This window comes from Lysobacter sp. KACC 24251 (assembly GCF_057747755.1).
This window is the reverse complement of the sequence record NZ_CM173222.1, coordinates 3,072,763-3,084,371: the sequence shown is the minus strand read 5'-3', so window position 1 is coordinate 3,084,371 and position 11,609 is coordinate 3,072,763. Positions and strand designations below refer to the sequence as shown.

Annotated in this window: 12 protein-coding genes; all 12 read right to left on the bottom strand. The window is 69.5% G+C overall.

Annotation, left to right across the window (positions count from 1 at the left end):
- Positions 1–39 precede the first annotated feature (39 nt).
- The 12 genes from AC3ARF_RS14240 to AC3ARF_RS14185 all read right to left on the bottom strand — a co-directional run bounded on the left by AC3ARF_RS14240 (position 40) and on the right by AC3ARF_RS14185 (position 11,404).
- Positions 40–618, bottom strand: coding sequence for an outer membrane beta-barrel protein (locus tag AC3ARF_RS14240; RefSeq protein WP_498928990.1), 579 nt, complete (start codon positions 616–618; stop codon positions 40–42).
- A 189-nt stretch (positions 619–807) separates the two neighbouring features.
- Complete coding sequence (locus AC3ARF_RS14235; protein ID WP_498928989.1) at positions 808–1,362, bottom strand: OmpO family porin; 555 nt, start codon at positions 1,360–1,362, stop codon at positions 808–810.
- Positions 1,363–1,514: 152 nt separating this feature from the next.
- A complete protein-coding gene (locus tag AC3ARF_RS14230; protein WP_498928987.1) occupies positions 1,515–2,828 on the bottom strand; it encodes a sensor histidine kinase in 1,314 nt (437 codons plus the stop codon).
- Positions 2,829–2,838: 10 nt separating this feature from the next.
- On the bottom strand, positions 2,839–4,215 hold the full coding sequence (locus tag AC3ARF_RS14225; protein ID WP_498928985.1) for a sigma-54-dependent transcriptional regulator: 1,377 nt from the start codon (positions 4,213–4,215) through the stop codon (positions 2,839–2,841).
- A 72-nt stretch (positions 4,216–4,287) separates the two neighbouring features.
- Positions 4,288–5,181, bottom strand: coding sequence for a DUF1349 domain-containing protein (locus tag AC3ARF_RS14220; protein ID WP_498928983.1), 894 nt, complete (start codon positions 5,179–5,181; stop codon positions 4,288–4,290).
- Positions 5,182–5,192: 11 nt separating this feature from the next.
- A complete protein-coding gene (locus tag AC3ARF_RS14215; protein WP_498928981.1) occupies positions 5,193–6,416 on the bottom strand; it encodes an ABC transporter permease in 1,224 nt (407 codons plus the stop codon).
- A 17-nt stretch (positions 6,417–6,433) separates the two neighbouring features.
- Positions 6,434–7,744 (bottom strand): ABC transporter permease, encoded by a 1,311-nt coding sequence (locus AC3ARF_RS14210; RefSeq protein ID WP_498928979.1) that lies wholly within the window; start codon positions 7,742–7,744, stop codon positions 6,434–6,436.
- 9 nt (positions 7,745–7,753) lie between these two features.
- Positions 7,754–8,494 (bottom strand): ABC transporter ATP-binding protein, encoded by a 741-nt coding sequence (locus AC3ARF_RS14205; protein WP_498928977.1) that lies wholly within the window; start codon positions 8,492–8,494, stop codon positions 7,754–7,756.
- 22 nt (positions 8,495–8,516) lie between these two features.
- Positions 8,517–8,729: a hypothetical protein gene (locus AC3ARF_RS14200; RefSeq protein WP_498928975.1), complete on the bottom strand. Its 213-nt coding sequence runs from the start codon at positions 8,727–8,729 to the stop codon at positions 8,517–8,519.
- A gap of 1 nt (position 8,730) precedes the next feature.
- Positions 8,731–10,023: an efflux RND transporter periplasmic adaptor subunit gene (locus AC3ARF_RS14195; RefSeq protein WP_498928973.1), complete on the bottom strand. Its 1,293-nt coding sequence runs from the start codon at positions 10,021–10,023 to the stop codon at positions 8,731–8,733.
- A 182-nt stretch (positions 10,024–10,205) separates the two neighbouring features.
- A complete protein-coding gene (locus tag AC3ARF_RS14190; protein WP_498928971.1) occupies positions 10,206–10,685 on the bottom strand; it encodes a tRNA (cytidine(34)-2'-O)-methyltransferase in 480 nt (159 codons plus the stop codon).
- A gap of 11 nt (positions 10,686–10,696) precedes the next feature.
- Positions 10,697–11,404: an SDR family oxidoreductase gene (locus tag AC3ARF_RS14185; protein WP_498928969.1), complete on the bottom strand. Its 708-nt coding sequence runs from the start codon at positions 11,402–11,404 to the stop codon at positions 10,697–10,699.
- Positions 11,405–11,609 lie beyond the last annotated feature (205 nt).

Genomic DNA, 11,609 nt, shown 5'->3' with positions numbered 1-11,609 from the left:
CCCGGCCTGAGCCGGGTTTCCTTCTTCCAAGCCGTGTTCTTAGAAGCTGGCGCGGACGCCGACCAGGTACTTGGTCACGTCGTCACCGGCCTCGAGCTCGCCCACCACGCCCCAGGTCTGGGTCAACTTGAACTGGGCGCCGGCGGTGAACGAGAAGTCACCGTCGAACTCGCCGCCATCGGTGTAGCTGGCCTTGACCAGGCCTTCGAAGTTGTCGGCCAGCAGGCCGCGGAAACCGCCGCTCAGGCGCGCGCCGTTGGAATCCTCCGAGAAGCCCTGGGTGCTGACTTCCTGGGCGATGTAGCCCAGTTCACCGATGAAGTCGGCGCGGGGGCTCAGGGCATGGCGGAAACCCACGCCCAGCTGCAGTTCGTCGAAATCGATGTCGGCGCCAAACTCGTCGTTGGTGACCGAACCGTATCCACCGAACAGGTAAACGTTCTCGGCGACGGCGGCGGATCCACGCAGCTGGAAGCCGTCGAAATCAATGTCGGTACCCTCGACGTCGACATCCACGTTGGCGTAGCCGAGTTCGACGTAGTTGTAGCTGAGCTCGCCGGCGGTGGCGGCGAACGGGGCGGCGGCCAGCAGGGCGGCCAGGACCAGGGACTTCTTCATTGTTGTTTATTCCATCAAAGTGAAAGAATGCATCCGTGCCGCGGAGCGGCGGAGCACTGTAACAAAATTTTCACATTTGATTGCGTAATGGTACGCAAAAGAAGAAGCCCGGCCGGAGCCGGGCTTCGAATCGCGACGTTTCGGGGGAGAGAGAGATCGCGATTGGTGCAGCGTTTCGTGGGGCGCGGCTTAGAAGCTGACGCGCGGACCGACGAAGTACTGGGTGTCGCCGTCGATGAACTTCACGTCGCCCGACACGCCCCAGCTCTGGTTGAACTTCACCTGGCCACCAAGGCGGCCGTAGAACTCGCCGTCGTACTCGTCGCCGTCCTCGTAACCGGCCAGGGCATAGCCTTCGAAGTTGGGGGCGAGTGCCGAGCGCACGCCGGCTTCAACACTGTAGCCGTCGAAGTCCAGACCCTGGCCTGCGTCGTACTTCTCGTACGCCACGCGGGTCAGCAGGTCGGTGTTGGCGGTGATGTCTCGGTTGTAGCCCAAGCCGACGCGGTAGTGGTCGACGTCGATGTTGGTGTTCTCGATCTCTTGCTTGTCGAACTCACCGAACAGGTGGAAGTTCGGGGCGATGGCGCCCGAGCCCTTCAGGGCCCAGCCGTCAGCGTCGCCGGCGTCGGTGTTGGTCGCGGTGTAGCCACCTTCGACGTAGGTGTAGGACACGCCATCGGCGGCCGAAGCGGCGAACGGCAGGGCGGCAAGCAGGGTCAGGGCAAGCAGGGTACGCTTCATAAAGGTCTAAGCCTCATTATTGTTAGGGGCCGGTCGGGGGACGCCCGTCGGGGGAATCGGACGGACCGGTTGAGGGCCAGTATCCGCAGTCAGTTTCAATGCCCCCTGAATTGTTAACCTTTCAGTTCAGGAACTATCCAGACTCCGCATGGTCACGCCGGCACGGTCAGGCTGACGCAAAGACCGCCGCCGTCACGGTTGAGCAGGGCGATGCGTCCGCCGTGCGCTTCGGCGATCTCGCGGGCCAGGGCCAGGCCCAGCCCGGTGCCATTGCGCTTGGTGGAATAGAACGGCAGCAGCGCGTTGGAAAGCACGGCTTCGTTCATGCCTTGGCCGCGGTCGAGCACGTCGATGCGCCAGTCCTCGGGCAGTCGACGGATCGCCACCTGTACCTCGCCGGCGGGCGAACCGGACTCGTGCGCATTCTTGATCAGGTTGAGCAGCGCCTGTTCGAACTGCGCCGCGTCCACGCGCACGCTGCCCGCCGGCACCGGACCATCCACCGCGAACACCACCTGGTCGCGCAGCTGGGCGACGAAGCGTGGCCAGTCCACGGGCTCGGTGCGCGGCGCCGGCAGCTTGGCGAAACGCGCATAGCCACGGATGAAGCCTTCCAGATGGCGCGCGCGCTCCTCGATCGTGGCCAGCGCCGCGGGAACGCGCTCCGGTTGACCGCGGCGCAGCAGCTCGGCGCCCGAGTGCGCCAGCGAGGCGATCGGCGCCAGCGAGTTGTTCAGCTCGTGGCTGATCACCCGGATCACCTTCTTCCAGGTGTGCACTTCCTGGCGGCGCAGCTCGGCGGTGAGCTGGCGCAGCAGCACCAACTCGTGCTCGCGGCCGTTGAGGCGGAAGCGGCGGCGCGAGAGGTGGTAGATGTCCTCGTCGTCTTCGTCGCCGATGCTGAACATGCCGTCGCCGCCACGCTCGAAGGCGTCGCGCATGGCCGGTGGCGCCGCGGCCAGCAACACGTCGAAACCATGGCCTTCCAGCCGCCGGCCTTCCCCCAGGAGCTTGCGTGCCGCGAGGTTGGCGACCACGACGTGCCGGGCCGGGTCGAGCAGCAGCATCGCCACCGGTGTGTTCTGCACGATGGTGTCCAGCAGCAGTTCGCGTTGCACCAGGGCCAGGCGCTGTTCGCGCAACGCATCGCCAAGTGCGTTGTGGCTGGCGACGAGGTCGCCCAGTTCGCCGCCGCCGGCCCAGGACAGGCTGAAACCGTAGTCGCCGTCGCGGTAGCTGCCGACGGTGCCGGCCAGCGCGCGGAACAGCGAGCGCATCGGCGCGAACGCGCGGCGCACGTGGTAGGCCAGCAGCGGCGCCAGCGCCAGCACGGCCAACGCGGCGGCGAGCAGCGGCGAGGCGATCCAACGCGCCAACCACGTTGCCAGCGCCACCGCGGCGGCCATGTAGCCCAGTGCGATCCCGCTGAAGACCAGGCTCAGGGGCAGGCGTTGGCGCAGGCGCATGCGGCGGTCCTCAGGCGCGCGGTGCGTCGTCGCGGCGCAGGCCCAACCGCTCCAGCCGCCGGTACAGCGCCTGCCGCGACAGGCCCAGGTCCTGCGCGGCCTGCGCGAGCACGCCGCCGTGGCGCTGCAACGCGGCCTCGATCGCGGCGCGGTCGGGTTCCTCGACGTTGCCGTGGCCATTGCCGGCGGCGATCGGGGTGGAGAAGGCGGCGATGGTGGGCAGGCCCAGGTCACCGGCACCGATCACCGCGCTGGACGCGAGCAGTGCCGCACGCTGGATGGTGTTGCGCAGTTCGCGTACGTTGCCCGGCCAGCGGTGGGCGAGCAGTGCGCGCTCGGCGGTCGCATCCAGGCGTTTGCCGTCGGGCAGGAAATGCCGCGCCAGCGGCAGGATGTCATCGGGGCGTTCGGCCAGGGATGGCAGGGCCAGTTCGATGGCGTTGAGCCGGTAGTACAGGTCCTCGCGGAACTGGCCCGCGCGGATCAGCGCCGGCAGGTCGGCGTTGGTGGCGCTGACCACGCGCACCTTGACCTGGCGCTCGCGGTTGCCGCCGAGGCGCTCGAAGCGCCCGGTCTCGAGCACGCGCAGCAGCTTCACCTGTCCGGCCGGCGGCAGGGTGCCGACCTCGTCGAGGAACAGCGTGCCGCCGTCCGCCGCCTCGAACTTGCCTTCGCGCGCTCGCTGCGCGCCGGTGTAGGCGCCGGCTTCCGCGCCGAACAGTTCGGCTTCGATCAGCTCGGCCGGCAACGCGCCGCAGTTGAGCGCGACGAACGGCCCCGCCTTCATCGCCGAGTTGGCATGCACGATCTCGGCAATCTTCTCCTTGCCCGCGCCGTTGGGCCCGGTGACCAGCACCGGCAGTTCGGAGCGCGCCACCTGGCAGGCCAGCGCGAGCACGCGCTCGGTGGCGGCATCGGCGAACACGTAGCCGCGCAGGTCGTGATCGCGCTCAAGCGCGGTGCGCCGGCGCTGATCGCCGTCGCGGCGGCGCGCCAGCTCGCGCCGCGCCTGCGACAGCTCCAGCAGGTTGTTGACCGTGGCCAGCAGCTTGCGGTCGTCCCACGGCTTGGCAAGGTAATCGGCGGCACCGGCCCTGACCAGGTCCACCGCGCTTTCCAGATGGGTCCACGCGGTGAGCAGGATCACGGGCAGGTCCGGATGGCGTGCGCGGATCTGCTCGAACAGCGCCACGCCCTCCTCCCCCGAGGTGGTGTCGGCCTGGAAGTTCATGTCCTGCACCACCAGGTCGACCGGCTCGCGCCCCAGCCGCGCGAGTCCGTCTTCTGGCGAAGCGGCCACCCGCGTGTCGATGTCGTGCAGCGAGAACAGTGTCTCCAGCGCTGTAGCGACAGCCGGGTTGTCGTCAATGACGAGGATCGTGGGCATGCGCTTTTATACCTGCTTGGCCGCTGGAGCTGCAGTAGGGGCCCACCGCGCGCGGTTGGTCGGTGCGTGCGGTCACGGCCGGATCAACGCCAACAACGCCTGATCAGTCACTGCATGGTCGCTCAACGTGCGCGGATCGACGCCGGTGGGACGCGGCAGCGGCCGGTACCGCAGCCAGTCGACCCGCGCGACCAGGTCCGGTTTGCCATCGCGCATCACCGTGGTGTTGAAGCGCTGCGGATCGTTCTGCAGTGGACCGGCACTGTCCCAGTCGGTGTATGCCACCAGGCCGACCTGCACCGTGCGTGGCAGGTCCATGCGGTAAAAGCGTTCGTGGACGCGCCAGGGCTCATCGCCTTGCCGCACCAGCAACACGAACGTCGGACCGATGCGGGCAATGCCCAGTTCCGCCCAGCCGGCACGCGCCGGGCGCAGCTTCAGGTTGGAACGCGAGTTGACCGTGGTCTTGGACTCGAACACCGGCGTGTCGACGCGGTCGGCGACGCCGGTGGTGATGAACAGCCAGTTCTCCGCGCGCGGCTCCCAGGACTGAGGCGTGACCGTACGCGGTTCGCGCACCATCAGCCCGGCCAGCGACCACGCGGACGTCGGCACTTCACCATTCACCCCGTTGGCGGCGATGCGCGTGGTCACCAGGAAATCACCGCTGACTTCGCGATGCAGGAACGGGGCGTGGAACTCGGCGTACCAGCCGCTGGTCCACGGGACCAACTCGAGCACGCCGTCCTTCACCTCGGCCCGCCTGAGGTGATCCGGCCAGCCGTGGGCGGCTTCGAAACTGGTCCAGTGTCGCAGCGAGGCGGACGTGTCGAACTCGTCGGCGAAGGTCGCCGTGGCCACCGGTGCGCGTGCGGGCGTGGGCGCAGCCGCGGCCAAGGCAGCCCCAAGCGTCGACAGTGTCGCCAGCAGCGCGACGGTAGAACGGCGGCGGGTGTGATCGAGCATGTCGGGCCTCCTCACGCCGTCCGCGTCGCCACCGCCGGCGGCACCGCCGCCGCGCGCAACGCCGGGCCCAGTACCGACAGCTGCCCCAGACCCCACAGCACCACCGCACCCGCGGGCAGGTACAGCAGCGGCAGCCGCGGCAACTCGTAATGCTGCATCAACAGCTGGTTGAGGCCGAAGGCGCCGAGCATGCCCAGCGCAATGCCAATCGTGGCCAGCAGGAAGTTCTCGGTCTGGAAGTAGCGCAGCACCTGCGAGCGGGTGGCGCCCAGGGCGCGGCGCACGCCGATCTGCTTGGTGCGCTGCTGCACCCAGAAGCTGGCCAGGCCGACGATGCCCAGCGCGGTCACCACCAGCAGCAGCACGCACACCGCCACCAGCAGCCACGCCATCGAACGGTCCTGGCGGTAGTACTTGGCGATCACATCGGTGAACGGGTCCTGGCGCAGGATGATGCGACGCGCGCTGTTGCGCTCCAGCGCCGCCACCGCCGCGGCCTGCACTTCCGCGCGGCGCCCGGGCTCGGTGCGCAGCGCGAAGCGGCCGAAGCTCACGTTGCGCACCGGCAGGATGATCGAGAAACCGCTCTCGGCCGCACCGCCGTTGTCATTGGGTCGGATCAGCGTCTCCACCACGCCGACCACGCGGTGCGGGATGTCGTCGCGGTTCCAGCTGTACACCAGCTTGCCGACGGCGCTTTCGCCAGGAAACAGCTTCTGCGCGACGGCGCGGCTCACGATCACCGAGGGCAGCGTGAGCTTGGAATCCGGCGCACTCAGCGCCTCCCAGTCGACGTACTCCTCGGCGGCGAAGTCGCGACCTTCGACCAGGGTCAGGCCCAGGGTGTCGATCAGGTTTTCGCCCAGGTAGACGGCGGTGTTGAGGTTGGGCATCGGCTGCGCCGGCTTGAGGCTCACCGAGCTGTTCCACGACGAGTTGTCGAACGGCACGTGGTTGAGCGCGGTCGCGGCCTTCACCCCTGGCAGGCCGCGCAGCGCGGCGACGTCGCGCTGCGCGAGCTCGCCCGCCTTTTCATCATCGCCGATGCCGGCGAGGTTGATGCGCACCAGTTCGCTGTCGGCCATGCCGGTGGGGCGGTCCATGCGCTGCAGGCGGGTGCTGATCAGGAACACCGCGTTGCAGATGATCGCGCACGACAGCGCGACTTCCAGCACGATCAGCGCCGCCGCGGTCTTGTGGCGGCGCAGGGTGGAGAGGATGGGGCGGATGTCCATGGTGGTCCTCGACAGGGTCACTGGCTCTTGAGCTGGATGGCGGGCGCGACCTGGCAGGCGCGCCAGGCGGGCAGGAGTCCGGCGAGCAGGCTGGCCAGCAGCGCGAGCGCGAAGGTGGCCAGCAGCATCGTGCCGTCCATCCGCGCCAGCGCTGCGTAGTCGGCCGGTTGCTGCCGCACGGCCCACAGGCCGACCCACGCGAGGCCAAGGCCGAGCAAGCCGCCGGCCATGCCGACGGTGCCGGCTTCCACCAGGCATTGGGCAAAGATCGCGCGGCGGGTGGCGCCCAATGCGCGGCGCACGCCGATCTGCGAGGCGCGGCCGAGGAACTTGGCCAGCAGCAGCCCCACGGTGTTGAGCAGGCACACCGCCAGGAAGCCGAGCGCGAGCCAAAGCTGCAGGCGCACGTCACCGGGCACTGCATCCTGGTCGTCCAGCCACTCCATCACGCTGTGCAGGCGTACGTTGCGCGGGCGCTCGAAGCGGCCGGCGGCGCGCTGCTGGTCGGCGTAGTTGCCCAGGTACTGGCGGTAGGCATCAACCTTCTCCCGCGTGCCAAGTTCCACCCAGTACTGCAGCCAGGCGCACGGCGCGTTGATGCCCTGCGCGCCCTCCGGGTCGCTGCCGGTGTCGCCCCAGCAGTTCATGTTGCCTTGGGTGGGGAACTTCAACGCGCGCGACGTCCAGAACGGCACGAACACCTGCTCCACTTCGCTGAAGAGGTCGTTGGTCACGTCGTAGAAGCGCGGCGTCGGCCGCCACTCGTCCAGCACGCCGATGATGCGCAGTCGCTGGTTGCCGGCAAGCAGGGTCTGGCCCACGCTGTTGGCGCCGCCGAACAGCTTGTCGTTCAGCGCGCGGGAAATCACCGCGACCTGCGCGCGCGACTCGTCATCGGCGCTGCTCCAGCCGCTGCCGTGGCGGAACGGCACGTCGAACATCGGGAAGAAGTCCGCGGTGGTGTAACGCGAATCCACGCGGAACGGCTCGATCCGCCCGTCCGGCGCCTCGATCGCCAGCGTGCCACCCGTCATCAGCGCCTGGCGGTCGCCCCGCTTGTCGCGCAGCAGCGCCTCGGCGTCGAAGCGGGTCATCTGCGCTTCCGGCTCGTCGCCCGGGGTGAAGCCGTTCATCGAACGCGGATCCAGCCGCGGGTAGAACAGCGTGCCGCTCTTGCTCGGGATCGGATCACCCGACAGCACATGGAACACGGTCAGCGTGGTCATGCTGGCGCCGATGCCCAGCGCGATCGCCAGCACCATCAGCGCGGTCAGCACCTTGTTGCGGCGGAAGCTGCGCAGGGCGAGTTCAAGGTAGTAGCCGAACATGGGGCCTCCTCAACCGATCGGGTCTGTGGCGCGGGCTTCGGCCTCGGCCGCCAGTTGCCGCGCGCGCACCAGGCTCGGCTCCACCGACACGTCGGTGGCCATGCCATCGACGATGTGCACGTTGCGCTGCGCGCGCGCGGCGAGTTCGGGGTCGTGCGTCACCATCACGATGGTGGTGCCGGCGGCGTTGATCTCTTCCAGCAGCTCCATCACCCCGCGCGCCATCTGCGAGTCCAGGTTGCCGGTGGGTTCGTCGGCTAGCAGCAGGCGCGGTTGGCCGGCCAGCGCGCGGGCGATCGCCGCGCGCTGCTGCTGCCCGCCGGAAAGCTCGGCCGGGTAGTGCTTCATCCGCGAGCCCAGACCGACCTGCGCCAACGCGTGTTCGATGCGCTGGCGACGGTCGGCGGCGGGTAGGCCGCGGTAGCGCAGCGGCACGTCGACGTTGTCGAACAGGTTGAGGTCGGGGATCAGGTTGAAGCCCTGGAAGATGAAGCCGATCTTGCGGTTGCGCAGGCGCGAGCGCGCATCGTCCGACAGGCCGCTCACGTCCTCGCCGTCGAGCTGGTAGCGGCCGCCGGTGAAGTCCTCCAGCAGGCCGGCGATGTTGAGGAAGGTAGTCTTGCCGGAGCCGGAGGGGCCGGTGACCGCGACGAACTCGCCTTCGCGCACGTGCAGGTCGAGCGAGCGCAGCGCGTGCGTCTCCACCAGTTCGGTGCGGAAAACCTTGGTGACACCTTGCATGTGCAACATGGACGAGCTCCTGGGGGCAGGTTCAGCGGTAAACGTGGAAGTGGGCGGGCAACGGGGCGTTGCGCACGTAGCCTTGGCGCAGCGCGCGGCGTGGGGTGGCCGCGGTGTTGGCGGCGCGGGCGTCGGCGCGGGGCGCGTCGAAATCCAGCAGTTCGAACAGGCGCAGCGGGACGGCAGCGGCCAGTTCCTGCGCCGACCAGTGCAGCGATGCGGGGAAGGGGGACGAAGCGTTCATGTCACTCTCCTGAGACGCGGATGCGTTCGGCGTCGCCGAACAGGTCGGTGCCGGCCACCACGATGTGATCACCGGCACGGGCGCCATCGACGATCTCGACGGCGTTGAGGCTGCTGGCGCCGGTGCGCACGGCGCGCTTGACCGCGCTGCCACCGTCCATGACGAAGGCGCTGTGGCCGCCGCCCTGCTCCAGGAACGGACCGCGGTCGACCATCAGCACGTTGCGGCGGGTGTCGAGCACGATGCGGGCGCCCAGCCGCTGGTTCTGGCGCAGGCCCGGCGGGGTCTTGCCGGTGAAGCGCAGTCGCCCGGTGACTTCGCCGTTGACCACTTCCGGCGACACCGCCGAGACCGCCGCCGCGTAGCTGCCGCCCGGACCGCTGAGCTGCGCCGGCATGCCGATGGCCAGGTCGCGTGCGAAGCTCTCGGGAACCTGGATCTCGACCTCGAACACGGTCAGGTCGACCACGCTCAGCACCGGCGCGTTGAGCGCCACGTTGCTGCGCTGTGCGACCAGCACCTGGCCCACCTGGCCGTCGAACGGCGCGCGCAGGGTCAGCGCATCGACCTGGCGTTGCACCTCGGCCACCACCGCGCGCTGGCGGTTGGCCAGCAGGTGCTTGTTGCGCGTGTCCAACCCGGCGCCCTGGCCCTGCAGTGCCAGGTCCTGGCGCGCGTGGGCCAGGCCGATCTCGGCCTTCTTCAGTTCATCGCGCGCGCGCAGCACCTCCACCTGCGGCACCGCGCCGCCGTCGAAGCCGCGCTGGTTGCGCTCCAGCGCGCGCTCGGCGGCCTGGCGGTCGACCATGGCCTGGTCGAAGAGCTTGCGCGCGGTCGAGCGGGAAATGGCGGCGTCCAGGGCGGCGCGGCTAGCCTCGGCCTCCAGGCTGGCCAGCGTGGCCTGCTCCTGTGCCAGCTGGCTGCGCAGCTCGGGGCTGTCGATCTCCGCCAGCGCCTGGCCGCGCTTCACCGCGTCGCCGGCGACCACGTGCAGGGTGACCGTGCCGCCCGCAATGGCGTACAGGGTGGGGTTGTTGGCGGCGATCACCCGGCCATCGGCGGCGATGTCGCGGACCAGGTCGCCGCGACGCACCTCGGCGATGCGCAGGCGGCTGGCGTCGACCGAGCGCGCACCGGCGCTCCAGCCCTGCGCCAGCCAGACGGTGGCCAGCAGCAACGCGCCGCCACCGGTGGCGAGCAGCAGGTTGCGGCGGCGGCGCGACCGGTTGGCCAGCGCGGTCGCCGCGGTGGCGCCAATGGTCTGGTCCTGCGCGGAGGTGTCACGGATGCTCATGGGGTCCTGTGTGTTGGGGCCGGATCGGTGGCCCGCGTTCACAGGAGTCAAAGCAATCTCCGTGCCAACTCTTAACTATTTGTTTTGTTTTATATTGTCGCGGAGTTCAGAGTGTCCGCCCGCCCGCGGACACGTCCGCCGGACGCCCGCCATTGCGCTCCACGTGTCCGCGGCGCGAAGGCTCACGCGCCGCCGGCGAAGCCCTGCTGCCGCCATGCCTCGAACACCACCACCGCGACCGCGTTGGACAGGTTGAGGCTGCGGTTGTCCGGCCGCATCGGCAGCCGGATGCGTTGCCCACTGGGCACCTGTGCCAGCACGTCCTCGGGCAGCCCCCGCGTCTCCGGTCCGAACAGGAACGCATCGCCTGGCCGGTACTCCACCGTGTCGTGGCGCACGCTGCCGCGCGTGCTCAGCGCGAACAGCCGCGGTGGGGCGCCGTGCGCCGCGGCGATCGCCGCCAGCGCCGCATCCAGCCCCTCGTGCACCTGCAGCGTGGCGTACTCGTGGTAGTCCAGCCCGGCGCGCTTGAGCTGCTTGTCCTCCAGGGTGAAGCCCAGCGGCGCGACCAGGTGCAGCCGCGCCCCGGTGTTGGCGCACAGGCGGATGACGTTGCCGGTGTTGGGCGGAATTTCGGGCTGGAACAGGATGACGTCGAACATCGGCGCACTGCTCACCACGGCATCGGCTCGCCGCGACGGTTGAGGAAGCGGCCACTGTCAGCCGGCGTCGCCGCATCGGACACGCGCAGCATCGCCGCCACCGCCTCCGTGGCGGGCAGCTGGGCGCCATCGCCGCCCATGTCGGTCATCACCCAGCCCGGGTGGAAGGCGAGCACGGTGGCCCCGCGTTCGGCGAGCGCCTGCGCCAGCAGCGCGGTGACCATGTTCAGCGCCGCCTTCGACACCGCGTAGGACGGCGTGTGGAAGCCGTCCACCGAGCCCACCGAACCCAGCACCGAGGACAGGTTGACCACCTTGGCGCCAGGCGCCAGGTGCGGCGCCAGCGCCTGGGTGAGCAACAGCGGACCGAGGGCGTTGGTGCGGAAGCTGTCCTCGAAGTTGCCCGCGGTCAGGTGGCCGAAGCGCTCGCCCGAATGCAGCACGCCGGCATTGTTGATCAGCAGGTCGACGTCGCCGCCGACCAGCGGCAGCTCGCGCACCAGCTCGGCATGCGACTTGGCATCGGTGATGTCCAGCGGCAGCACGTGCAGTCGCCCGGGGTGCTCGCCGGCCAGCGCGTTGAGCGCGGTGGCGCGCCCCGGATGGCGGCAGGTGGCCGTGACCCGATCGCCGCGCTGCAGCAACTGGCGGGTGAACTCCAGGCCGATGCCGCGGTTGGCGCCAGTGACCAGGCAGTGGAGGGAAGGGCGGTTGGACATGGCGTCGCCTCCGGAAGCTGGGTGCATTGTCCCCGAATCCGCCAAGGCCGGGGCGGCCTCGGCGCCGCCCCCCGTGGAAGTGCCCGCTGGCGCCCTCCCGCGGCCTGATCGAACCCTCGTCCCCCACCTTTGCGCAGACGCACCTGCCGCCCCACGCACGCGAACCGCCGCCTCCCTACCGGGACTTGTGGCCTAGTGCCCGCCC

Coding starts and splice junctions, on each gene's coding strand:
- AC3ARF_RS14240 (WP_498928990.1), bottom strand. CDS start 618: ATGAAGAAGTCCCTGGTCCTGGCCGCCCTGCTGGCCGCCGCCCCGTTC.
- AC3ARF_RS14235 (WP_498928989.1), bottom strand. CDS start 1,362: ATGAAGCGTACCCTGCTTGCCCTGACCCTGCTTGCCGCCCTGCCGTTC.
- AC3ARF_RS14230 (WP_498928987.1), bottom strand. CDS start 2,828: ATGCGCCTGCGCCAACGCCTGCCCCTGAGCCTGGTCTTCAGCGGGATC.
- AC3ARF_RS14225 (WP_498928985.1), bottom strand. CDS start 4,215: ATGCCCACGATCCTCGTCATTGACGACAACCCGGCTGTCGCTACAGCG.
- AC3ARF_RS14220 (WP_498928983.1), bottom strand. CDS start 5,181: ATGCTCGATCACACCCGCCGCCGTTCTACCGTCGCGCTGCTGGCGACA.
- AC3ARF_RS14215 (WP_498928981.1), bottom strand. CDS start 6,416: ATGGACATCCGCCCCATCCTCTCCACCCTGCGCCGCCACAAGACCGCG.
- AC3ARF_RS14210 (WP_498928979.1), bottom strand. CDS start 7,744: ATGTTCGGCTACTACCTTGAACTCGCCCTGCGCAGCTTCCGCCGCAAC.
- AC3ARF_RS14205 (WP_498928977.1), bottom strand. CDS start 8,494: ATGTTGCACATGCAAGGTGTCACCAAGGTTTTCCGCACCGAACTGGTG.
- AC3ARF_RS14200 (WP_498928975.1), bottom strand. CDS start 8,729: ATGAACGCTTCGTCCCCCTTCCCCGCATCGCTGCACTGGTCGGCGCAG.
- AC3ARF_RS14195 (WP_498928973.1), bottom strand. CDS start 10,023: ATGAGCATCCGTGACACCTCCGCGCAGGACCAGACCATTGGCGCCACC.
- AC3ARF_RS14190 (WP_498928971.1), bottom strand. CDS start 10,685: ATGTTCGACGTCATCCTGTTCCAGCCCGAAATTCCGCCCAACACCGGC.
- AC3ARF_RS14185 (WP_498928969.1), bottom strand. CDS start 11,404: ATGTCCAACCGCCCTTCCCTCCACTGCCTGGTCACTGGCGCCAACCGC.